General features: G+C 73.4%; 16 protein-coding genes. 7 read left to right on the top strand and 9 right to left on the bottom strand.

Going from position 1 to position 22,784, the window contains the following annotated elements; all coding sequences use genetic code 11:
- The coding region (locus ACH01S_RS39165; RefSeq protein ID WP_174564943.1) for a 3-deoxy-7-phosphoheptulonate synthase at positions 1 to 700 on the top strand (700 nt) is incomplete at its 5' end.
- Positions 701 to 714: 14 nt separating this feature from the next.
- Positions 715 to 1,344, top strand: a complete 630-nt coding sequence (locus ACH01S_RS39160; protein ID WP_067904741.1) for a DUF2461 domain-containing protein — start codon at positions 715 to 717, stop codon at positions 1,342 to 1,344.
- Positions 1,345 to 1,822: 478 nt separating this feature from the next.
- Here the strand turns inward: ACH01S_RS39160 and ACH01S_RS39155 are convergent, their stop codons facing one another.
- From ACH01S_RS39155 to ACH01S_RS39120, 8 genes are all read right to left on the bottom strand, one after another.
- Positions 1,823 to 1,993 carry a hydrophobic protein gene (locus ACH01S_RS39155; RefSeq protein ID WP_067904738.1) on the bottom strand — a complete coding sequence of 57 codons (171 nt, stop codon included), beginning with the start codon at positions 1,991 to 1,993 and terminating at the stop codon, positions 1,823 to 1,825.
- A gap of 120 nt (positions 1,994 to 2,113) precedes the next feature.
- Positions 2,114 to 3,694, bottom strand: coding sequence for a fused response regulator/phosphatase (locus tag ACH01S_RS39150; protein ID WP_083981655.1), 1,581 nt, complete (start codon positions 3,692 to 3,694; stop codon positions 2,114 to 2,116).
- Between the two features lie 7 nt (positions 3,695 to 3,701).
- Positions 3,702 to 5,423 carry a sensor histidine kinase gene (locus ACH01S_RS39145; protein WP_067904732.1) on the bottom strand — a complete coding sequence of 574 codons (1,722 nt, stop codon included), beginning with the start codon at positions 5,421 to 5,423 and terminating at the stop codon, positions 3,702 to 3,704.
- Between the two features lie 3 nt (positions 5,424 to 5,426).
- The gene (locus ACH01S_RS39140) at positions 5,427 to 6,488 is read right to left on the bottom strand and encodes an ATP-binding SpoIIE family protein phosphatase (RefSeq protein WP_083981654.1); all 1,062 of its coding nucleotides are present in this window, start codon (positions 6,486 to 6,488) and stop codon (positions 5,427 to 5,429) included.
- Positions 6,476 to 6,886, bottom strand: coding sequence for an ATP-binding protein (locus ACH01S_RS39135; RefSeq protein WP_067904729.1), 411 nt, complete (start codon positions 6,884 to 6,886; stop codon positions 6,476 to 6,478). Before ACH01S_RS39135 ends, ACH01S_RS39140 begins: the two co-directional genes overlap by 13 nt.
- Positions 6,883 to 7,269: an STAS domain-containing protein gene (locus ACH01S_RS39130; protein ID WP_174564942.1), complete on the bottom strand. Its 387-nt coding sequence runs from the start codon at positions 7,267 to 7,269 to the stop codon at positions 6,883 to 6,885. Before ACH01S_RS39130 ends, ACH01S_RS39135 begins: the two co-directional genes overlap by 4 nt.
- Complete coding sequence (locus ACH01S_RS39125; RefSeq protein WP_067904726.1) at positions 7,269 to 8,117, bottom strand: STAS domain-containing protein; 849 nt, start codon at positions 8,115 to 8,117, stop codon at positions 7,269 to 7,271. The genes ACH01S_RS39130 and ACH01S_RS39125 overlap by 1 nt, the downstream gene beginning before the upstream one ends.
- Before the next feature lie 142 nt (positions 8,118 to 8,259).
- Positions 8,260 to 8,619, bottom strand: a complete 360-nt coding sequence (locus ACH01S_RS39120; protein ID WP_067904751.1) for an STAS domain-containing protein — start codon at positions 8,617 to 8,619, stop codon at positions 8,260 to 8,262.
- 147 nt (positions 8,620 to 8,766) lie between these two features.
- Between ACH01S_RS39120 and ACH01S_RS39115 the strand changes: the two genes are divergently transcribed.
- The 3 genes from ACH01S_RS39115 to ACH01S_RS39105 are packed head-to-tail and all read left to right on the top strand — an operon-like array spanning position 8,767 to position 14,293.
- Positions 8,767 to 13,002 carry a SpoIIE family protein phosphatase gene (locus tag ACH01S_RS39115; RefSeq protein WP_067904723.1) on the top strand — a complete coding sequence of 1,412 codons (4,236 nt, stop codon included), beginning with the start codon at positions 8,767 to 8,769 and terminating at the stop codon, positions 13,000 to 13,002.
- A complete protein-coding gene (locus ACH01S_RS39110; RefSeq protein WP_067904720.1) occupies positions 12,999 to 13,331 on the top strand; it encodes an STAS domain-containing protein in 333 nt (110 codons plus the stop codon). The genes ACH01S_RS39115 and ACH01S_RS39110 overlap by 4 nt, the downstream gene beginning before the upstream one ends.
- A gap of 41 nt (positions 13,332 to 13,372) precedes the next feature.
- Positions 13,373 to 14,293 carry a carbon-nitrogen hydrolase family protein gene (locus tag ACH01S_RS39105; protein ID WP_083981652.1) on the top strand — a complete coding sequence of 307 codons (921 nt, stop codon included), beginning with the start codon at positions 13,373 to 13,375 and terminating at the stop codon, positions 14,291 to 14,293.
- A gap of 16 nt (positions 14,294 to 14,309) precedes the next feature.
- On the opposite strand, the gene ACH01S_RS39100 is transcribed toward ACH01S_RS39105, so the two are convergent.
- A complete protein-coding gene (locus ACH01S_RS39100; protein WP_067904714.1) occupies positions 14,310 to 17,642 on the bottom strand; it encodes an NACHT domain-containing protein in 3,333 nt (1,110 codons plus the stop codon).
- 162 nt (positions 17,643 to 17,804) lie between these two features.
- On the opposite strand from ACH01S_RS39100, the gene ACH01S_RS39095 reads away from it, so the two are divergent.
- Together ACH01S_RS39095 and ACH01S_RS39090 are read left to right on the top strand one after the other, a co-directional pair.
- Positions 17,805 to 21,896 carry a serine/threonine-protein kinase gene (locus ACH01S_RS39095; protein WP_067904711.1) on the top strand — a complete coding sequence of 1,364 codons (4,092 nt, stop codon included), beginning with the start codon at positions 17,805 to 17,807 and terminating at the stop codon, positions 21,894 to 21,896.
- Positions 21,897 to 22,667 (top strand): SAVMC3_10250 family protein, encoded by a 771-nt coding sequence (locus ACH01S_RS39090; RefSeq protein WP_067904708.1) that lies wholly within the window; start codon positions 21,897 to 21,899, stop codon positions 22,665 to 22,667. It abuts the gene before it with no gap.
- Positions 22,668 to 22,784 lie beyond the last annotated feature (117 nt).

Raw genomic sequence — 22,784 nt, 5'->3', positions numbered from 1 at the left:
CCACCGGTGCGCCGAGCGGGTGCTGCGGGTGGTGCGCGACTCGTGGACCGGCCGGCCGCCGCTGGAGCGGGCCTTCGTCTCCCACGAGGCGCTGCTGCTCGACTACGAGCGGCCGCTGGTGCGGGGCGACTACGCCGCCTCGGCGCACTCGGTGTGGATCGGGGACCGCACCCGCCAGCCCGACGGCCGGCACGTCGCCTTCGCGCGCTCCGTCGTCAACACCGTCGGCGTCAAGATCGGGCCGGTCGTCGGCCCGGCGGAGGCCGTCCGGCTCAGCCGCCTGCTCAATCCCGACGGCGAGGACGGCAGGCTGCTGTTCATCGTCCGGCTCGGCAGCACGCGGGTGCGCCGCCTCCTGCCCGAGATGGTGGCGGAGGTCGCGCGGCGGGGTAGGCCGGTCGTGTGGCTGTGCGACCCGATGCACGGCAACACGATGCGCATCGGAAGGGGGCCGAAGACCCGGCTCATGGAGGCGATCCTGGACGAGGTCGTGGCGTTCGTCCGCGTCATGCGGGCCCATCGGGGCCACCCGGCCGGGCTGCATCTTGAGATGACCCCCGAGGACGTCACGGAGTGCACCACCGCGCCCGCGCCGTTCCGCCCGCCGCCCGAGCTGCCGCACTACCGCACGGCCTGCGACCCCCGGCTGAACGCGGCGCAGGCCGCGGAGGTGGTCGAGCGCTTCGCCGCCCTACTCTGAGGAAGGAAGGACCGATGGGCTTCGACGGCATCCCGCGCAAGGCGTTCGACTTCTACAAGGAGTTGGAGGCCGACAACACGCGCGAGCACTGGCACGCGCACAAGGCCGACTACGACGGCGCGGTCCGCGAACCGATGCAGACGCTCTTGGACGAACTGGAGGACGAGTTCGGCCCGGCCAAGCTCTTCCGCCCCCAGCGCGACACCCGGTTCAGCAACGACAAGTCGCCCTACAAGACGAACCAGGGCGCCACCATCGGCGACAAGGGCCCCGCGGGCTACTACCTGCAACTCGGCGCCGACGGCCTGTTCGTCGGCGGCGGCTTCCACGCCTTCACCCCCGACAGCACCGCGGCCTACCGGGCCGCCGTCGCCGACGACGCGTCGGGCGCCGAGGCGCAGGCGATCGTGGACCGGCTGCGCGAGAAGGGGTTCTCCCTGGTCGGCGAGCGGGTCAAGACCCAGCCGCGCGGCTACTCGGCCGACCACCCGCGGATCGAGCTGATCCGGTGCAAGTCGCTGGGCGCCGAGAAGCGCGTCCCCAAGACGAAGGCGACCAGAAGGCAGGCCCTGACCACCGTCCGCGACATCCTGCGCGACCTACGCCCCTTGGTCGAATGGCTCACCACGTACACCGGGCAGTGAAACCCTGACACCCGCCGACCACTCGACACGATCAGGACGATCTGCCACCATCGGTGCATAGGGTGACGCCGTCCCGGGCGGGGGCCGATCAGGCTACCAAGACGGCGAGTGAGCGAGTGCATCCAGATGCACGGTGCTTCTTTGACCTTGTTTGGTCTCATCATGGCGGCCGGGTTCCCGTGTGGTCTCGAGATCCCGAACGGCGAGCGGTCCGCGGTCCGTGCTTCGAGGCAGTCCTGGCGGGGAAACAGCGGGGGCGCGCGATTTACGCGCCTTCCCTCCAGCCTCCGGGGTATCGGGGAATCATCAAATCCCGGCGCCCCACGTTCAACCGAAATGACCCTACCGCGTTGGTTTTGGCGGGCGCTTTTTCAGTCTTCGGCGTCCGCCCGGGCCCTCGGGCCGTCTGGGAGGACGGCCCGAGGGCCCTTCTTCGGCCGCGGACTCAGCGGGTTCGATAAGGGGCGCGGACGCCCGCTCACCAGCGGTACCACCGGCCGCGGCGGCCGCCGGCGCCGCTCGGCCGGACCACGAAGCCGATCAGCCAGAGCACCAGGACGGCGATCGCGATCCACCACAGTGCTTTCAACGCGAAACCCGCGCCGGCAAGGACGATAATCAGCAGAAGAACCAGTAGCAGCGGAACCATGTGTGCACCTCCGGCCCCGGATATGCCCTTCCGGGACCGAACTATTCCACGCCCTTACCCCGATTTTTACCCCCGCCGCACCGAAGCGAATGGACGGGCCCCGGAGAGCCGGGGACGCCCTCAGCCGGGGTCGCGGCGCAGCACGATGAGGGCGACGTCGTCCTCGCGCGGGCCGAACTCGGCGATGATGCGGTCGCTGAACTTCTCCAGGTCGTCGTCCATGTGGGCGGCGACGGCGCGCAGCCGGTCGAGGTTGGCGCCGAGGGGCACGCCGCGCTCCTCGACCAGCCCGTCGGTGATCAGCACGACGGCGCCGCCGGGCGGCACCGTCAGCTCCTCGCTCCCGACGTGGCTGACGGGGAAGCCGAGCAGCAGACCGCCGCGACCGCCGTACTCGACCCGTCCTTCCGCGATGTGCAGGGGCGGCGGATGCCCGGCGTTGGCCACCCGCAGCGCACCCGTCCGGGGGTCCAGGGTCATCAGGCACATGGTGGCCGTCTGATCGTCGTGGTAGCGCTGCAGCACGTCGTTGAGGAGTCCGAGGATCGCGACGGCGTCGTGGCCCTCCTCGGCGAAGGCGCGCAGCGCGTGCCGCAGCTCGGCCATCACGGTGGCGGCGTGCAGGGAGTGGCCCTGGACGTCCCCGATCGCGATCAGCACCTCCTCGCCCCGGTCGATGACCTCGTAGAAGTCGCCGCCGACCTCCGCCTGGTCGCTGGCGGGCTCGTAGCGGACGGCGAACGTCCAGCCCGGCACGACCGGCCGGGACGCCGGCAGCAGGCTGCGCTGGAGGGTCAGCGAGATCAGGTGCTCCACGGTGTAGGAGCGCAGCGCCTCCATGGCGAGGACGAGCGTCTGCCCGAGCTGGCGCAGCAGGTTGGCGTCGTCCTCGTCGGCCGCCCCGCGCGCCCCGATCGCGACGCCGATCGGGGGGCGGTCCGGCTTGATCCGCGAGGTGACGAGCAGGACGTCGTCCTCGATGACGGCGTCCGGCAGCAGCTCGTTCCACCGCTCGGCGGAGACCCGCGCGACCCGGGTGCCGGTGTCCTCGCCGAGCCCGGTCAGCCCCGCCAGCCGGTCGGGCATGCCGGGCGGGCACGGCAGGGACCGCGGCGCGCCGCCGGAGGCGACGGTCCGCCTCATCCGGCCGTCCGGGGGCAGCAGGAACACGGCCGCGGGCGCGGCGAAGATCTCGACGGCGCCGCGCGCCGCGATCACCGCGAGCGCGTCGAAGGTCTCGGCGGCGTTGACGGCGAGCGACGTCCGGGTGAAGGCGGCCATCCGGTCGGCGATGCGCTCGGCCCGGCGCCGGGCCCCGTAGTAGCGCAGCACCGCCTCGGCGGTGGCGATGAACTCGCCCGGATCGATCGGGTCGGTCATGTAGGCGTCGGCGCCGCGCTGCAGCCCGTCGGTGCGGTCGGCGACGTCGACGGCCGTGGCGGAGATGTGGATCACCGGCAGCGACGCCGTGGCGGGCGAGCCCTTGATCTGCTCGCAGACCTCCATGCCGTTGACGTCGGGGAGCTGGATGTCCAGGACGACCAGGTCCACCTCGTGTCCGGCGAGCCGCTCCCAGACCTGCGCGGCGGAGGCGGCCTCGACGACGGTGTGGCCGGCGCGGCGCAGCCAGCTCCCGATGATGTAGCGCTTGGTGTCGTTGTCGTCGACGACCAGGGTCGTGTACGAAGGGCTGTCGCTCATCTGTCGCTCATCCGTCATTCCCTTGTGAACGCTGTGCGCGGGCGCGCGACACCGCGTCGGCGAGCATCATCGGGGAGAGCTGGTCCTCCGCCAGGACCGCGTCGGCGTGCCCCGGCCCGGAGCCGTCCGGCCGGGCGCCGTCGGCGTGGACCAGCACGACGACGGTCCCCGGCGCCGGCCGCGCCAGCGCGGCGGCGACGTCGGAGTCCGGCAGGTTCGGCCCGAGCAGGACGAGGCCGGGCGGGTCCGCGGCGAGCAGGTCGCGGGCGGCGGCCCCGTCCGCGGCCTCGCTGACCCGCTCCGCGGCGCCGTGCAGCAGGCCGCGCAGGGCCCGCCGGGCGGCCTCGTCGGCGTCGGCGACCAGCACGTGGCCGAGCCCGAGCTCGGCGAGGCTCCGCTGCGGGGGCAGCCGCAGCGTCACCGTGGTCCCGGCGCCGGGCTCGCTGGTCAGCAGGAGGTCGCCGCCGAGCGCGCGGGCGAGGTGCCGGGAGTAGGGCAGGCCGAGTCCGGTCCCGCCGCGCTTGCCGCCCGGCACCTGGTAGAACTCCTCGAAGACGCGCTCCTGCTCGCCGGGCGGGATGCCCACGCCGGTGTCGGCGACGACGAACTCCAGGTGCTCCGGGGTCTGCCGGACGGTCAGCCGCACCTCCCCCTCGTCGGTGAACTTCAGGCCGTTGGCGAGGAGGTTCCGCAGGATGCGGGTCAGCATCTCCTCGTCGGTGACGACGTCGGTGGGCGCGGCGGGGTCGGCCTCCGTCCGCAGCTCCACCCGCGGCGGCTGCGCCATCGGGGCGAGCAGCTCCGACAGCCGCCGCAGCAGGACGGGCGTGCGCACCACGCCGCGGCGCGGCGCGAGCCGGCCCTGTTCGGCCTTGGCCATGTCCAGCAGCTCGCCCACCAGCGACAGCAGCGTCTGCCCGGCGTCGGCGATCAGGGAGATCTGGTGCCGCTGCTCCCCGGTGAGGGACTCGGCGGCGGGGTCGAGCAGCAGCCGGGTGAGGCCGATGACCGCGTTGACCGGGGTCCGCAGCTCGTGGCTGACGTTGGCCCAGAACCGGTTCTTGGCCGCGCCCGCCTCGCTGAGCTGCTCGGTCTTCTCCTCCAGTTCGGCGTACAGCGCCACAACGCCCCGGTTGGTCTCCTCCAACTCCACGGAGAGCTCGTTGTAGAGCGCCATGACGCCCTGGTTGGTCTCCTCCAGCTCGGCGTTGAGCACCCGGAGTTCCTCGCGCTGCCGCCGGACGTCCTCCAGCGCCTCGACCAGGTCGGCGTTCTGGGCCCGCAGCTCCTCCAGAGCCGGGATGGGACGAAGCCGCCGGAGCGTGCCGCGCAGCTCGTCCAGCGCCGGGCCGTCCACCGCGAGCCCGGCGGGGTGCAGGTTCTTGCGCAGGCGGACGCCCCGCCCGGACGGCGGCCCCACGTCCTCGACCCGGTCGAGCAGGCGCGCGGCGGCGGCGTCCCCCGCGCGCGGGCGGTCCACGCCCCCGGCGGGCTCGGCGTCCAGCTCCACCACCAGGCCGGGCGGATGCCCGCCGTCCAGGAGGAAGACCACGGTGACCTCACCGGCGTGGGCGAACAGCTCGCGGCCCACCTCGCTGAGCGCCGTGGCGACGCGGACCTGGTCCTGCGCGTCCAGCCCGACGGCGGCGGCGACCCGCCGGCCGGCCTGCCGGACGGCGAAGACGCCCTCCTCGTCCGATATCCGCAACCGCAGCAGCTCCTCGGCCACGCCTCACCTCCACCCGGCGGTGGTCACGGCGAGGACGCCGCGGTCGTCGTGCCGCACCCCCGCCTCGCGCAGCAGGTCGGCGGCGAGCAGCAGCGGGTCGCGGTCGAGGCCGGGGCGGCCCGCGACGTCCCACCGGCCGGTCAGCCCGTCGGAGTGCAGCACCACCGCGGCCCCCGGCGGCAGCTCGTACACCTGTTCGCGCAGCCGCCTCGCCTGCGCCCCCGCGATGCCGGGGACGGAGACCAGGCCCTGCCGGCGGTCGGGTCCGATGATCCATCCGGCGACGTTGCCGAGCCCCGCGAACCGCACGACGCCCCGGCCGGGGTCGACGGCGGCCACCGCGACCGCGCCGCCGCGCGTCGCGGCCAGCCGCCGGTGCACCCGTTCCAGGAGGTCGGCGGGCCCGGCGGGCAGCGCCGCCTCGCGCACCGCCGCGACGGCCTCCCACGCCACCCGCGCCGCCATCGGTCCGTGCCCGAGCCCGTCGCAGAGCATCGCGTAGATCGTGCCGCCGTCCACCCGGGCGACGTAGGCGTCGCCGCACTCCTCCTCGCCCTCGATCGGGCGCGTCAGCCCGGCGAAGGGCAGCCGGGACGGCGCCATCGCGGCGCCCTCTTCGCCGCGCGCGCGCAGGAAGCGGGCGAACAGCACGGTGCCGGACCGCGGGAGCGAGTGGACGCCGCTGTGGTCGGCGAGCCTCTCGATGGCCCCGAGGCCGATGCCGAGGGTGCCTGCCGTGGAGTACCCGTCCAGGCGGGAGCCGGGGACGTCGCGCATGCCGGGGCCCCGGTCCAGGCAGAGGATCTCCAACGCGGCGTCGTCGCCCGCCCGGACCACCTGGACCAGCATCTCGCCGCGCACGGCGTGTTTCGCCAGGTTGGTGGCGGCCTCGGTGACCGCGATCTGGATCTGGCCCAGGCGGTCCGCGCCGAACCCGAGCCGTCCGGCGAGCCGGGCGGCGTGGCGCCGCATCCCGGCGGCGGAGCTCGGCTCCTCCACCCGCGCCCACACCGCGTCGCCGGCGGGCGGGCTGCCCAACCAGCCGGTGGGCGTCAGCGGACCCACTTCGCCACCGTCACCGTGGTGCCCTCGCCGACCGCGGTCTCCAGCGCGAACTCGTCGACCAGCCGCCGCGTGCCCGGCAGGCCGAGGCCGAGGCCGCCGCCGGTCGTCCATCCCTCGGTGAGCGCCTGGCCGACGTCGGGGATCCCCGGGCCCTTGTCGGTGAACACGAGCCGGACACCGGCCCGGCCGCGCGCGTTGACGACCCGCTCGACCCGGGCGGAGCCTCCGCCGCCGTGGACGAAGGTGTTGCGGGCCAGCTCGCTGGCCGCGGTGACGATCTTGGTCTGGTCCACCAGCGACATGCCGACCGCCGCGGCGGCGGCCCGGACGCTCTGCCGGACCTGGACCACGTCCTCGTTGGAGGCGATGGGCAGCTCGTCGCCCGGCGAAGGCGTCACCGGCCGTCCAAGGCGGCCGGACCGGCGGCGGGCAGCGGCGCGCCGAGCAGCCGCATGCCCTTCTCCAGGTCCAGCGCCGTCCGCACCCCGCCGAGGGAGAGCCCGAGCTCCACCAGGGTGATCGCCACGGCGGGACGCATGCCCACCACCACGGTCTCGGCGTCCATCAGCCGCGACATCGAGGCGATGGTGGCGAACATCCGCCCGATGAAGGAGTCCACGATGTCGACCGCGGTGATGTCGATGATCACGCCGCGGGCGCCGGTGGCGACGATCCGCTCGGCCAGGTCCTCCTGCAATGCGAGGACGGTCTGGTCCTGCAAGTCGACCTGGATCGACACCAGCAGGACGTCACCGATCTTGAGAATCGGCACGCGCTCCATCAGGCGTCCGTCCGCTCGCCCGGGCGTGCACCGCTCTTGGCCAGCGCGTACGCGAGGGCGTCGGCCAGGGTCGCCTTGGTGGCGATCTCGCCGAACTCGACCCCGAGCGCCACGATCGTCTGGGCGATCTGCGGCCGGATCCCGGAGATCACGCATTCGGTGCCCATCAGCCGGGCGGCCATCACCGTCTTCAGCAGGTGCTGGGCGACCTCGGTGTCGACGGCGGGCACTCCCGTGATGTCGAGGATCGCGATCTGCGACCCCGTCTCGACGAGGCGCTCCAGCAGCGACTCCATGACCACCTGGGTGCGGGCCGAGTCCAGCGTGCCGACCAGGGGGACGCCGAGGATGCCGTCCCACAGCTTCACCACCGGCGTGGACAGTTCAAGCAACTGCTCCATCTGGTCGGCGATGACCTGCTCGCGGGCGGCGGCGTAGGTCTCGAAGGTCACGAGCCCCAGCTCGTCCACCCGGGCGGAGAACCCGGCGAACTCGGCGTAGGCCGCGGTGTCGGCGGACGCCTCGACCCGCTCCAGCACCGCCTGCTTGAGCGCGAAGACGCTGGTCGCGGTCTCGGTGGGGGTGAACCCCCGGCGGGCGCGGCTGCGCGACATCTCCGCCAGCGCTGACCGCAGCTCCCCGGCGGCCTCGCCGCGCTCATCGGCCGGGCCGCCGAGGACGGCCCGCTCGATGAGCGCGTACAGCTCGCCCAGCTCCACCCTCAGCTCGTCCGCCGTGAGCCGCCCGCGCATGTTCCCGGCGACGATCTCCACCCAGCGGCCGAGCAGCGTCTCCCGCTCCGATTTCAGCAGCGTCGAAAGACGCGTGCCGTCCGACGCACCGGTCATCGGCCGTACTCCCCTCCATCACGCGCGAGCCCGCTCGACGTCGCGCGACAGTGCCGCCCGCACAGTACCGTCCTTGCCCGAGCATTACGGACATGAAGGGCGGAAAGGCCGTCGGCCGCCCCGACGCCGCCCCGCGGGTTCGTCACGCCTGGTGCGAGGCGGCGACCGCCTCGTCGACCGTGGGGTGGAAGACGAAGACCTGGTCGAGTCCGATGATCGTGAAGACCTGGAGGAGATCGGGGTTGAGGCCGGCGATCAGCAGCCGGCCGCCGGTCGGCTTCGAGCGCTTGTAGGCGTTGACGAGCACGGTGACGCCGGTGGAGTCGCAGTAGGCGAGATCGGACAGGTCGAGCACGACGCCCTGACCGGCGGTGAACGGGACCTTCTCCAGGGCCTCCCGCAACCGCGGGGCGGTGTGGTGGTCGAGGTCTCCGGCGACGCGTAGAACGGGGACGTCGTCGTCCCGGATCGGGCGGTCGATGGTGAGGTCGTATTGCGTCACCGAGAGGACTCCTGAGGGGAGGGTGCCGGCCGGACGGTGGACGGGTTCGCCCATAAGCTGCTCTATCCTACTTTTTCTACGCATCACCTCTTCCCCGCCTTCGGGGGAAGCGAGACGAGTGGAGAGGGCGACGCGGAAGGACGTCCGGTGACGCAATCTGACGGTCGTGAAGGTCGTGGGGAGGCCGACGCCGGGACGGACGCGTTCGCCGCCGACGCGGAGGTCGGCCGCCATCTCGCCGCGGTCGACTGGACGGCGACCCCGCTCGGCCCGCCTGCCGCCTGGCCGCAGAGCCTGCGGACGGCCGTGAGCATCCTGCTGTCGTCACGCTTCTCGATGTGGATGGCGTGGGGTCCGGAGCTGACCTTCTTCTGCAACACCGCGTACCGGCGCGACACCCTCGGCCGCAAGTACCCCTGGGCGCTGGGCCGTCCGGCCCGCGAGGTGTGGGCCGAGATCTGGGACGACATCGGCCCGCGGATCGACACCGTCCTCACCACGGCGCGGGCGACCTGGGACGAGGCGCTGCTGCTCTTCCTGGAGCGGTCGGGGTACACCGAGGAGACGTATCACACGTTCTCCTACAGTCCGCTGCGGGACGACGCGGGCGCCGTGGTCGGCATGCTGTGCGTGGTCAGCGAGGACACCGAGCGCGTCATCGGCCAGCGGCGGATGGCGACGCTGCGCGACCTCGGCTCCGACCCCAGCGTGGTGCGCGCCGAGTCCGAGGCGCTGGCCTTCGCCCACCGGCAGCTCGACCGCAACCGCCTGGACCTCCCGTTCACGCTGACCTACCTGTTCGACGGCGGGTCGGCTCGGCTGGCGGGCGCGACCGGGATCTCCCCGGGGCATCCGGCCGCGCCGCTCCATCTGCCCGTGGACGCCCCCGAGGACCCCGACGACCCCGACGACGACTCCGAGGGCGGCTCCGGGACGCGGGCGGTGTGGCCCGCGGCGGCGCTGGCCCGGGGCGAATCGGCGCTGGTGCCGCTCGACGGCGGCCCGTTCACCGGGCTGGCGACCGGGGGGTGGCCGCTGCCGCCCGTCCAGGCGCTCGCGGTGCCGCTGCTGCGGCAGGGCGACGCGCCGTACGGGTTCCTCGTGGCCGGGCTGAACCGGTACCGGCCGCTGGACGAGGGCTACCGCGGGTTCGTGGAGCTGACCGCCGGGCACCTCGCGGCGGGCGTCGCCGGAGCCCGCAGCTACCAGGCCCAGCAGCGGCGGGCCGAGGAGCTCGCCGAGCTGGACCGCGCGAAGACCACCTTCTTCTCCAACATCAGCCACGAGTTCCGCACCCCCCTCACCCTGATCATGGGGCCGGTGGAGGAGCTGCGCGGGCGGCTGGCGGACGCCGACGAGGACGTGCGGCAGGACCTTGAGGTCGTCCGCCGCAACGGGCTGCGGCTCGGCAAGCTGGTCAACACCCTGCTGGACTTCTCCCGCATCGAGGCCGGCCGGATGCGGGCGACCTACGAGCCCACCGACCTGTCGGCGATCACCGCCGAGCTGGCCAGCGTCTTCCGCTCCGCCGTCGACCGGGCGGGCCTCAGCCTCGACGTCGACTGCCCCCCGCTGCCCGAGCCGGTGCACCTCGACCACGGCATGTGGGAGAAGGTGGTCCTCAACCTGCTCAGCAACGCGCTGAAGTTCACCTTCGACGGCGGCATCCGCGTCTCGGTCCGCGCCGGGGACGGGTACGCCCTGGTCACCGTCGCCGACACCGGGGTCGGCGTGCCCGAGGAGGAGATGCCGCGGCTGTTCGAGCGGTTCCACCGCATCGAGAACGCCCGCGCCCGCTCCAACGAGGGCAGCGGCATCGGCCTCGCCCTGGTCAAGGAGCTCGTCGGCCTGCACGGCGGCGCCATCGCCGCCGACAGCCGCGAGGGCGAGGGCACCCGCTTCACCATCCGGCTGCCGTTCGGGACGGCCCACCTGCCGCCCGGCGCCATCGGCTCGCGGGGGGCGGCCCCGGCGGTGTCGTCCACCGCCGACCCCTACGTCCAGGAGGTGCTGCGCTGGCTGCCCGGCGAGCCCACCGGACGCGACCCCGGCGCGCCGCCCGGCGCGGCCGCGGACCCGGCTCCCGGTCCGGCGTCCGGTCCGGCGTCCGCCGGGGTGCACGCCGCGCCTGCGACGGTGCTGGTCGCCGACGACAACGGCGACATGCGCGAGTACCTAGGGCGGCTGCTGCGCGGCGCCGGTTACCGCGTCGACACCGTCACCGACGGCCGGGCCGCGCTGGAGGCGGTGCGCCGGGACGCCCCCGACCTGGTGGTCAGCGACGTGATGATGCCCCACTTGAACGGGCTGGAGCTGGTGGCCGAGCTGCGCGCCGACCCGCGCACCGCGGCGGTGCCGGTGCTGCTGCTGTCGGCCCGCGCGGGCCAGGAGGCGTCGATCGAGGGGCTGCGCGCGGGCGCGGACGACTACCTGCTCAAGCCCTTCGCCGCCGCCGAGCTGCTCGCCCGGGTCTGGGCGAACCTGGAACTGGCACGGATGCGCAACCACCATGCCCGCTGGCGCTCGGCGCTGGTCGACTCGCTCCAGGAGGCGTTCTTCGTCTGCGACGAGGACGGCGCCGTCATCGAGATCAACGCCGCGTTCACCGGCATCCTCGGCTACGGGCCGGAAGATCTGCCCTATCCGCCGGTGCACCCGTGGTGGCCGAGCGAGAGCGCCGACCCGGAGGCGCACCGGGCGGCCTCCGACGCCTTCGCCTCCCTCCTGGACAGGCCGCACGGCACCCACACCATCCCCGTGGACCACCGCGACGGGCACCGGCTGTGGATCAGCGCGTCCTTCAACCACGTCCACGACCCCGACACCGGGCGGCGCGTCGTCGTCGGGACCTTCCGCGACGTCACCGCCGAGCACTACGCCATCCAGCGGGAGAGCGCCCTCGCCGCGCTCAGCCTGCGCCTCGCCGGCGCCGCCGGCCTGGCGGACGCCCTGGACGGCGCGCTCGACGAACTGCGGAGGCTGTGGCGCGCACGGCGGGTCCTCGCCGTCCTGTTCCGGGACGCCGCGCCGCCCGCCCTCACCAGCACCGACCGGCACCTGACCTGGCGGGCGCTGCCCGAGCGGAGGCGCGGCGAACTGGACGCCCTGCGCGACCACCCCACGCTCACCCCGTCGGCGGAGCATCCGGCCGCCATCACCCTGGAACACCCCGAGGGGACCCTGGCGGTCTGGGTCGAGCTGAGCGAGCGGCGCCCCTTCACCGACCAGGACCAGGTGCTGCTGACGCTGCTGGCGGGGCACATCGCGCAGGGACTCGTCCGCGCCCACCAGATCGACCAGCAGCGCGACGCCGCGCTCGCGCTCCAGCGCGCCATCCTCGGCCCCTCGCGGCTGCCGGAGGGGTTCGCCGTCCGCTACGAGCCCGCGGCCAGCCCGCTGGAGGTGGGCGGCGACTGGTACGACACCTTCGACCTCCCCGACGGCCGCATCGGCATCGTCGTGGGCGACTGCGTCGGCCGCGGCCTGGAGGCGGCCACCGTCATGGGCCAGCTGCGCAGCGCCTGCCGCGCCCTCCTGCTCCAGAACTCCAGCCCCGCCGACACCCTCATGGCGCTCGACCGGTTCGCCGCGGGCGTCTCCGGGGCGGCCTGCACGACGGTCTTCTGCGGCGTCCTCGACCCCGCCACCGGCGGCCTCACCTACTCCAGCGCCGGGCACCCGCCCGCGATCCTCGCCCACCGCGACGGCGGCGTCGAACTGCTCGCGGACGGCCGGTCGGTGCCGCTCGCCGTCAGGCCCGGCCGGCCCCGGCCGAGCGCCGAGACCGTCATCCCGGCCCGCGCCACCGTCCTGCTGTACACCGACGGCCTCGTCGAGCGGCGGCGCCGCGCCCTGACCGAGGGCATCGCCCAGGCGGGCCGCACCGTCCAGGACGGCCGCGACCAGGCCCTCGACGACCTCGCCACCCGCATCATGGGCCTGCTGGCGCCGCCCGGCGGCTACGACGACGACGTCGCGCTGCTGCTGTACCGGCACCCCGCCCCGCTGGAGGTGTCCTTCCCCGCCGAGTCCTCCCAGCTCGCGCCCGTCCGCGAGGCCCTGCGCGACTGGCTCGCCCGGTGCCAGCTTTCCCGGCGCACGGCGCAGAGCGTCCTCGTGGCCGCCGGGGAGGCCTGCGCGAACGCCATCGAGCACGGGCACCGGCACACCCCCGGCCGCACCGTCAGGCTGCGCGCCGAGGTCGACGTGGAGCGGCTGCACCTGACCGTCGCCGACTCGGGCCGGTGGCGGACCCCGCGCCCCGATCCCGACTCCGACCGCGGCCGCGGCACCGCCCTGATGCGCGCGATGATGCAGCAGCTCACGATCACGCCCGGACCCGACGGCACCACCGTCCGCATGCACACCAGGATCGAGCCATGACCGCACCCCTGACCCTCACGACCGGTCGGCGCCCGGACGGCACCCCGCTCCTGACGGCCGCCGGTGAGATCGACATGAGCAACAGCGAGGCGTTCGCCGCCGCCGTCGCCTCGGCCCTCGACGGCGACGGCGGCGACGGCGGCGACGGCCGCCTCGTCGTGGACCTCCGCGCCGTCGAATACCTCGACAGCGCGGGGCTGAGCGTCCTCTTCGCGCACGCCGAGCGCCTGGAGCTGATCGCTCCGCCCCTCCTGGAGCCCGTCCTCACCCTGTCGGGGCTCGGCGAGCTGACGACCGTCAGGACCGTCCCGCCCACCGACCCCCGCTGAGCCGCGCCCGCCCTGTTGACCGCCCTGAGAGGATCACGGGTATGCGCGTCGCAGCGGCACAGGCCCGATGCCCCTGGCTCGACCCCGCCGCCGGGGTCGCCAAGGTCCTGGAGTTCCTGCACCGGGCCGCCGCGGACCGGATCGACCTGGTCGCCTTCCCCGAGACGTTCCTGTCGGGCTATCCGTTCTGGGTCGAGCGGACCGGCGGGGCCAGGTTCGACGACCCCGACCAGAAACGCGCCTACGCCGCCTACCTGGACGCCGCCGTCGAGCTCGACGGCCCCGAGCTGCGCGTGATCGCCGAGGCCGTCCGCGACCTGAAGGTCTTCACCTACCTCGGCGTCACCGAGCGCGTCCGCGGAACCGTCTACTGCACGCTCGTCGCGATCTCCCCGGACGGCGGGATCGTCGGCGCCCACCGCAAGCTGATGCCCACGCACGAGGAGCGCCTGGTCTGGGGCGTCGGCGACGGGCACGGCCTGCGCACCCACCGGGTCGGCGGGCTCGCCGTCGGCGGCCTGGTCTGCTGGGAGAACTGGATGCCGCTGGCCCGGCACGCCCTCTACGCCCAGGGCGAGGACCTGCACGTCTCGGTCTGGCCCGGCTCGTCCCGCCTCACCGGCGACATCACCCGGTTCATCGCCCTCGAAGGCCGCGTCTACTCCCTGGCCGCCGGGGCCCTGTTCTCCTACGCCGACATCCCCGCCGGCTTCCCCTTCCGCGACGAGCTCGCCGACCAGGCGTCCCGCTACGACGGCGGCTCGGCCGTCGCCGGGCCCGACGGCCGGTGGGTCGTCCCGCCCGTCTCGGGCGACGAGCGGCTCGTCACCGCCGACATCGACCCGGCCGCCGTCCGCGCCGAACGCCAGAACTTCGACCCCGCCGGCCACTACGCGCGGGCCGACGTCCTCCGCCTCCGCGTCGACCGCCGCCGTCCCGCCCCGGCGGAGTTCGTCGACTGACGGCCCGCCGCCGTCCTCAGTTCCTGACGAGGATGAGGACGTCCGCGACCTCGCTGTCGTCCTCGTCCGTGGAGGGCCGGTTCAGGGCCGCTTCGCCGTCCTGGAAGGCGATCAGGACGTGGTAGAGGTCGGCCAGCAGCCGCATGTGCTCCTGGTGCAGCGTGGCGTCCATCAGGGTGAAGAGGGCGAGGATCTCCATGCGCACGCAGGCGAGCTCGGTGAAGTCGACGGGCTTCTCTCTGGAGATCGCCTGCCGGACCAGCCTGACGATGTTGTCCGGCAGCCCGGCCAGCGAACCGGCGCTCCGGTCGTCGAACGGCGGCGACAGCGACGACATCGCCGGGGCGAGTGTGGTCTCCGCTAGATGGAGGAAATACTCGATGGGCCATTCCCTCCAGGAGGCCCAGGCCGTCAGGTCCTCCCTGATGTCGCTGATGACCTGCTCGAATCCCGGCCGGTTGCGCGTCGCCTCCTCGGGATGGCGGGCGTTCCAGTACCGGCGGAGGTGACGGAAGGCGGTCATGATCGCGTCCAGCGCCTCCCGGTCCGAACGCTGGGCGAACCTGACCGCGAGATCCAGGTACAGGACGCTGCCGTCGATCCGGTTGGACGACCGGACGCGGTCGAAGTCGCCCATCCCCTCCACCGGGAGGTCCTGGGAGGGGGCGAACAGGACGCGCTCGAGTTCGCCCTCCAGCTCGCCGACATAGGAGGCCGTCGCCTCGCGGCTCAGTCTCAGCGCCTCGGTGAGCGTCTCGATCAGCGTGCGGATACGGGCCTCGATCGCGGGCCCGTCGGTCGCGGGGGTGCGCTGGAGGTCGAAGTGGAGCTCGTCGGCGCGGACGCGGATCTGCTCGGCCGCCCGCTGGAGGACCGTCGCCTGCGCGCGCCGCTCGCGCCCGCTCCGGTTGAGGCGGCGGACGACCCCGGTGAGCAGGTTCCGGGCGGTGGCGACCTCCACGTCGAACTCGGTCACGAGATCCCGCCGCGCCAGGAGCGCTTCACCGGACATCCCTTCCAGGAGCCGCGCCTTCGCCACGCATCGATCGAGTGAGCGCATCGAGGCCAGCGCCAGCATCCTCAGGGTGCGGTCACCGCCGTCGGCCGCGGACTCGGCCCCGGTCTCGGCCCCGAGCGCCCGGGCGACGGTGTAGACATGGCCGAACGCGAGCAGCTGATCCGGATGGCTGCTGAACGCCAGTTCCCGGTGGCCCCGGGTCGGGTCCAGGTCGGGACCCGGAAAGCTCATCCACCTTCCGGCCCAGCCGTAGAAGGGCCGTTCGCCCACCACCCGCTGGTGCCGCAGGCGCTCCGGGTCGTCCTTGATCCACACCGCGTGCGTGGCCACCTCGGGGATGAGTTCGGTCGCGGAGTCCCCGAGCTCGGCCGCCGTCGGCAGCCGGTAGGTGGTGCCGTCGTCGAAGAGCGCGTTCAGCCAGCCCAGAAAGCGCTGGTTGTCGTCCGGCCAGAGCCCAGACGCCGGGGTCTCCGCGTCGTTCTCGTCGGCGCGCGGCAGGGCCAGCGGGGTGTGCAGTCCGGCCGCGCGCTCATCCCGGACGAACTGGGCGTAGAGCTGGCGGCTGACGGGATGCGCGCAGACGGTCGTGCCGTCCACCGTCCAGACGACCTCGCGCAGTGCCCTCGACGCGCGGACGCCGGTGATCAGCCGCCGCTGCGCGTCGTCCGCGAACTCCCGGACCTGGAGAAGTTCCTCAAGGTCGCGCCGGACGTCGGGATCGACCTCCAGCGCCTGCTCGGCGCAGTCGAACCCGAGCGACAGGGACCGGACGGTCGCCCGGGCCAGGCAGGCGGCGATGACCGGCGTCGCGTCCACCTCGGCGGCCCAGAGCAGCGTCGTCTCCCGCCACCACGGGTTGTCGACGTTGTCGACGATCAGGCGGAGGCACTCCGGCTGCTGGCCGATCTGCGCGGCCGCGAGGTACTCCTGCAGCGTGAGGTGCGCGAACGAGTAGACGCCCTGCTCGCGTTCCACCAGGAGCCCGCTCTTGCGCGCCTCGTCCAGGAACGTCTTCGGCGCGACGTTCTGGGACACGCCGCGCAGGACCTGCGCGATGGCGCGGTCGGCCTCCCCGACGCGCATGTCGCGCTTCTCGGCGCGCATCATGGCGAGGGCCAGGGCGCGGGCGACGCGCTCCTTCTGCGCGCCGCGGAGCCCGGTGGCGTCCTTGAGCCCGCGCGCCTCCTGCCTGCGGTGCAGCAGGACGTCGCACATCTCGCGGTAGAGCCCGGACCGGCTGCCCGGCAGCTCCCCCCGGTACCGGTGCACGTTCGCGATCATCGTGAGCAGCAGCGGATTGGCCGCCAGGTCGTAGAGGGCCGGGGTGCCGCGCAGGCGGCCGAGCAGGTCGTCGGCCTTGCCGGACGCCATCCGCTGGATGTGCGGGCCGGAGCTTCCGAGCGCCCGGCACTCGATCGCGTAGTACCAGCCGCGGAGGAAGCGCGACACCTGGTCGCCGGTGAACCGCCGCACCTGGAGCACCTCCGCCGACCCCAGCGGGTTGGACAGGTACCCGTGCGGGCGCGAGGTGAGCACGTACCGGTTGTCGGGGAACCGCTCGATCTGCCGTTTGATCCAGGCCACCACGCGGACGCGGTCGTCCTCGTCGGCGACCTCGTCGAGGCCGTCCATCAGGACGACGCAGCCGCCCCTGTCCAGCCTGCGTTCGAGCCAGGAGGCGGGGATCTTCCCGGCGAGCCAGCCCGCCGCCGCCGCGACCTCGGCCAGCCCGCTCGGCTCCTCGGCGAGGATCGCCCCCGCGTGGTCGCGCATGTACAGCAGGACGGGTAACGCCTGCCTCCCGAACAGCCTGCGCTCGCATAACCGCAGCGCGGTGTGCCGGACGAGCGTCGTCTTCCCCGACCCCGGCCCGCCGATCACGGCGTGCACCCGGCGCGACCTGTCGGTGAGGAACGACTCAAGGGTCCTGCGCTCGCCCGGCTGCTCGGTCACCGCGCCGATGTACTTCTCCCGGGCGGTCTCCTGCGACGGTTTGGGGGCCAGGCTGACATCGACGTAGACCTGCCGCATCCCCATCACGAACTCGCTCTGCGTGGCGATGCCGACGATCTCCATGTGGGCGACGCTGGCGCGGAGCTGGCGGAGGTAGACCCCGCTGCGTCCGCTCGCGATCGGCGACTGCTCGGGGGCGCGCGACCCCGCCGCGAAGACCTCGCCGTAGAGCGCGGCGAGGACGGCGACGGCGAGCGCGACGTAGGCCCACCGCAAGCTCACCGTGCCCGCGTTGAGCACCTGGTTGGCGGCGACCGACGCGGCGACCGCGAGCGCGGCCAGGGTGACGATGCGCGCGACCCGACGGATCTTGTTCACCTGGTCTCCTCACCGGTTGAGGCGATCAGAGCACGCGCCCGGCCTTGATCGGGACGAACGAGACACCTTCGTTAGATGCGCCGCTGCGGAGGAAGGTGCCGGAACCGGCCATACGGCGTCGGCCGATATCCGGTCGGCGCCGTGCGTGGCAGAGTCGGCTGCGTGGCCGACCGTGAGCGACGTGCCGAGCTGTGCGCCGTGCTGGCGGAGCGTGTGAGGCTTGCGGCCGCGGGCGGGGACGCCGCCGCGCTGCTGGAGCCGGAGGTCACCCGGCAGATCCGTGAGCTGTCCGCCCTCCTGGACCAGGAGGGCTTCGGGGATGAGGAGCTGCCCGCTCGTCGCGCGCTGGGCTGGGCGCACTGGCTGCGGGCCCACGCGGGCCCCGCCGACGGGGAGGCCGACGGGGAGCCCGACGATGCCGAGTTGCAGGCCGTGTTCGGCCTCCTCTTCGCCCCCTTCCTGGAAGGCGCCGATCTCGAGGGCCTGCCGGGGGACCTGATCGCCTGGCTGGTCGGAACGGTCACGGTCGGCGCCATCGGCATGCTGGAGGCCGCCCACGCCTCGCCCGATCCCGGCCTGGCCGATCGGGCGGTCGACGTGTGGCGGCGGTTCGTGCGGGCCCTGCCCGAGGACGACCCCCGGGGGATCGCCGCCACGGCCAACCTCGGAGCCGCCCTCAACCATCGCTTCGGCCTGTCCGCGGACGTGGCGGACCTGGACGAGTCGGCGGACCGGCTGGAACGCGCGGTCGAGGCCATGGGCGCGCTGCCCGCCGAGCACCGGGCCGCCCTGCTGACCAACCTCGGCAACGCGCTGCGCTTCCGGTACCTGCACACGGGGCGGCGGGCGGACCTGGACCGGGCGCTGGAGGTCGGCCGGACGGCGGTGGCCGTCGCGGATCCCGCCGCCGCGGTCGGACGGCAGGCCCTGTCCAACCTCGGCGACACCCTGCAGATGGTGTTCGACGAGACGGACGAGTCGTCCGTCCTGGAAGAGGCCGTAGAGGTCGGCCGCCGAGCGGTGGCCGCCGAGCCCGACGGCCGGGGATGGGCGGTGGCGGCCTCCAACCTGGGCAACGCGCTGCGGGTCCGGTTCGCGCGCCTGGGCGCGCCGGAGGATCTGGACGAGGCGGTCGCCGTCCTCGAACGCGCCCGGCGGGCCGGCGATGGGGGTCCGGCGCGGGCCCTGGCCACGTGCAATCTCGCCGGGGCGCTCCATGACCGGTACAGGTCGTCCCGGAACACGGGCGATCTCGACCGGGCGGTGGATCTCGCCCAGGAGGCCCTGACGGGCGCCTCCGGCGGCTCTCCCGACCGTCCGATCGTGCTGACCATCCTCGCCGAGGCCCTCCGCGACCGGTACGCGCTCACCGGCCGGAGGACGGACCTGGACGAGGCCGTCTCGTACGCCGAGCAGGCGGCGGCCTCCACCGGCGACGACCACCCCCAGGCGGGACAGCGGCAGGTGCACGCCACGGACCTGCGCGGGCACCGGTTCGGGATCACGGCGGCGCCCAAGGACCTGGACGCCGCCGTCGCCGACGTCCGGCGACGGCTCGCCGACGCCGCCCCCGGCGAGCGTCCGCTGCTGCTGAACGAGCTCAGCCACGTCCTCTACTCCCGCTACCAGCGCGGCGGGGCCCTGCCGGATCTCGAGGACGCGATCGGCTCGCTCCGGGACGCGATCGCGGCGGTCCCGGCCGTCGACGCGCGGCACGGCCCGTTCATGCTCCTCAACCTCAGCACCCTGCTGCAGACCCGCGCCGAGCACGCGGACCGGTTCGGCGGCGCCGACGAGGCGGTGAGCGCGGCCCGGCAGGCCCTCGGGATGGTCGAGGCGGACGACCCGCAGCGGCCGTCCTTCCTGCTCGTCCTGGCCGACGCCCTGCAGGGCCGGTTCACCCGCACGGGGCGGCGGGCCGATCTGGACGAGGCGCTGGCGTTCTACCGCGAGGCGGTCGCGTCGGCCCCCGACGCCCCTCTGGTCGGGACGGTGGAGGCCAACATGGCCCTCGCCCTGACGTGCAGGGCCGACCACACCGGCGGACCGGACGCCGTGGCCGACCTGGACGAGGCGATCGGCGTCCTCGCACGGCTGGTACACGACGTGCCCGTCGGCCACGTGCGGCGCCCCGCGTTGAACGGCAACCTGGGCAACGCCCTGCACGCTCGCCACGAGCGCACCGGGGCGCCCGCCGATCTGGACGCGGCGCTGCTCGCGTGGCGCGCGGCTCTGGAGGCCACGCCGAACGACCATCCCGACCACGCGAAGTTCGCCGTGAACCTCGGCCGCGCGCTGCGGTCGCGTTTCGCGCGTGAGGGACGCGACGCCGACCGCGCGGAGGCCGTCGAGCTCCTCGTCGGCGCCGCGGGCATGTCCGCGGCCGCGCCTCCCGTCCGCGCGGCGGCGGCCCGGTATGCAAGCGAGCTGCTCGCCACCTCGCAGCCCGCACTCGCCCAGCAACTCCTGGAGCAGACGATGATGCTGCCCCAGGTCCCGCCGTGGTGGCAGGAACGCCCGCCCGACGGCCATTCCGCGGACCGGCCGCCCGCCGACTCCGTGGTGGACGGTCTCTCCCCGCGGCATCCGGAGGAGCACCCCAGCGAGAACCCGCCGCTTCCGGTGTCGGCGTATTTACCGATCAGGGTTCTGCGGGGGACGGCCACCCGCGTGTACATCTGCGAGACCGCGTTCCCCCGGGACGGCTCCATCGTCGCGGTCAAACGCCTCGACAAGCCGTTCACCGAAATCAAGAACCTGCCCGAGATGTTCATGCGGGAGTGCTACCTGTGGCTCCGGCTGGGCGGTCATCCGAATCTCGTGCAGGTAATCCATGTGCATTACTCCCCTCAGGACGTTCCGCTTCTCGTCATGGAGTATCTGCCGCGGTCGCTGCGGAGCCTGCTGAGAGGTGAGCCCCTCCCGGAAGAGGAGGTGATGCCGCTGGCCCTGAACATCCTCGACGGGCTGATCCACGCCCTTTCCACGCTGGAGGGCTTCGTCCACGGGGACCTCAAGCCCGAGAACGTCCTGATCTCCTCCGACGGCGTCGCCAAGCTGACCGACCTCGGGCTCTCCCGCTCGGCGGAGGAGGCGCTGATCTCCGCGACCATGGAGGACTTCGTCCCGTCGAGCGGCGCGGCGGCCTCCCTCAGCCTGGAGGGCACCGCCCTCTACATGGCGCCCGAACAAGTACTGGGCAGACCGGCGAGCGTTTACAGCGACGTCTATTCGTGGGCCTGCATGGTCTACGAACTGCTCACCGGCTCTCCCGTCTACGGACGGCCGGACGGCAACGAGAGTTACCGTCAGCGCCACCTCACCGCCGAACCCGAACGTCCCGACGACGTCGATCCGCGATTGTCCGAGCTCGTTCTCGAATGCCTGGAGAAGGACCCGGAGAACCGGCCCCACCCGCGTGACGTCCGGTCGCGGCTCGCGGCCGTGATGGCGTCGCGCGGCCTCCCGACCGAGCAGCCGCGGGCCGCGCAACCGGACATCGGGCTGGCCTATGCGGCCGCGCAGGGTCTTTCTCGCCTCGGCTTCCATGAGGAAGGGCTTGAGGCGGCCCGCGAACTCCGGGAAAGGACCGTCGAATTCCCCGAAGTGTGGGCGATGTGCGGAATCCTCATGGCGGGCTGCCTGACCGAGTCGTCGCGTTACCAGGAGGCGGCGGACATCCTCGAAGAGGTGCGGGCCCGGCAGGCCGAGTACTCCGAGACGGCGCGCTCCGCCCTTCTCTCGGAGCGGGCGGCGGTGGCCATGGGCAGGTCGCACCAGCTCATGCTCGAAGCCCGGCGGCTCTCCGAGGAGGCGCTGAGCCTGGCGCCGGACACCGGCAGGACGTGGTTCAACCTGGCCACGATCCGCTACGCGCTGCGGGACGTGGACGGCGCGATCGAGGCCATGGACCGCTCGCTGCTGTTCTCCAAGTCGACGCAGTCCTTCGTCAGGGTCGTCTCGTGGCTCTCCGAGGCGCGACGGCACCGCGAAGCGATCAACTACGCCCACCTCGCGGTCGCGCGGCATCCGCAGGACGGGGCCGCCTACGGCGCGCGGACGACGGCCTTCCTGCGCTCGGTCCTCGACGCGACCAGCGGGCTCGCGCCCGTGGAGGCGCAGCTCGAACAGGCGCTCGCCGACGCCGACCTGGCGCGCCGGTACGGGATCTCCGCCGACGTCGGCGGCCAGATCAGCGGACTTCTCGACGAGGTCTGGAAACGGGTGCGGGCGCAGGACTCACCGGAGGATTGAGTGGCAGAGCAGCTCTTCGACTTCGTCTACCTCTCCGACCAGAAGCTCATGGGCCCGCTCCTGGACGCGGCGAGATCCCGGCGACGCTTCGGCCTGCTCAAGGGCGAGATCAAGGCGCCGTTCGTCACCCTGAACGTGGAGTCCGCGCAGCCCGCCGCCGGGGACGCCGCGACGCAGCTCGACAGGCTCCGGAAGATCGTCGGCCAGATCGACGGGAAGAGCCTGCCCTACCAGGACGCGAAGGCCCGCCCCGGCGACTGGATCTACCTCAAGACGCCCATGAACCACTGCATCCTGGGCGGTCCCTATTTCAACCTGCCGGTGCTCTTCGCCGATCACAAGGACCGGCTGCCCGACCCGTCGACGCGGGTCCTGCTGCACGGCTCGTCCCGGCATCTGCGGACCAGGCCGAGGACCATCGACGTCAGCCCGGACGTGGAACGCCTGAGCGCGGCGCCGAGCGGCGGCGAATTCGTCTACGAACTGGCCGACAACGTCGCCGAAGTGCTCCGGGCGATGCGGGCGTCGCCGGACCCCCTGGTCGCGCCGGCGGAGACGGGGAGCCCGCTGGCCTCGGGCCTCACCCGGATCATCAAGGCCCTGGACCGGCGATTCGACGCCGGCACGGCGACCTGGCTGGAGGGGTTCGCCAGGGTCACCGCGGCGGTACCGGCGGGAGGCCGCCTCGGCGAGGCGAAGCGCCTGATCCTGGCCACCCCGCTCTACGTCGAATACGCGCCCGCCCCCGACGAGCCGCCCCCGGAAGAGTGACACCACCGCGCCGCACGGCTGGCAGGTCATGTGGACGGACCCGGCGGCGGCCGCGCAGGGCCCCGCGGAGCCCGCCGGCGCGGTCCGGTCGCGGCCGCGTTCCGCCTGTGAGCTGCG

Source organism: Actinomadura chibensis NBRC 106107, assembly GCF_001552135.1.
Classification (GTDB): domain Bacteria; phylum Actinomycetota; class Actinomycetes; order Streptosporangiales; family Streptosporangiaceae; genus Spirillospora; species Spirillospora chibensis.
Note: the sequence above shows the minus strand (reverse complement) of the source record. Positions and strands in the feature narration are given on the sequence as shown.

What these genes read in the sequence shown, in the direction of transcription:
- ACH01S_RS39160 (WP_067904741.1), top strand. Translation starts at nt 715, where the DNA reads ATGGGCTTCGACGGCATCCCGCGCAAGGCGTTCGACTTCTACAAGGAG.
- ACH01S_RS39155 (WP_067904738.1), bottom strand. Translation starts at nt 1,993, where the DNA reads ATGGTTCCGCTGCTACTGGTTCTTCTGCTGATTATCGTCCTTGCCGGC.
- ACH01S_RS39150 (WP_083981655.1), bottom strand. Translation starts at nt 3,694, where the DNA reads ATGAGCGACAGCCCTTCGTACACGACCCTGGTCGTCGACGACAACGAC.
- ACH01S_RS39130 (WP_174564942.1), bottom strand. Translation starts at nt 7,269, where the DNA reads ATGGAGCGCGTGCCGATTCTCAAGATCGGTGACGTCCTGCTGGTGTCG.
- ACH01S_RS39125 (WP_067904726.1), bottom strand. Translation starts at nt 8,117, where the DNA reads ATGACCGGTGCGTCGGACGGCACGCGTCTTTCGACGCTGCTGAAATCG.
- ACH01S_RS39110 (WP_067904720.1), top strand. Translation starts at nt 12,999, where the DNA reads ATGACCGCACCCCTGACCCTCACGACCGGTCGGCGCCCGGACGGCACC.
- ACH01S_RS39105 (WP_083981652.1), top strand. Translation starts at nt 13,373, where the DNA reads ATGCGCGTCGCAGCGGCACAGGCCCGATGCCCCTGGCTCGACCCCGCC.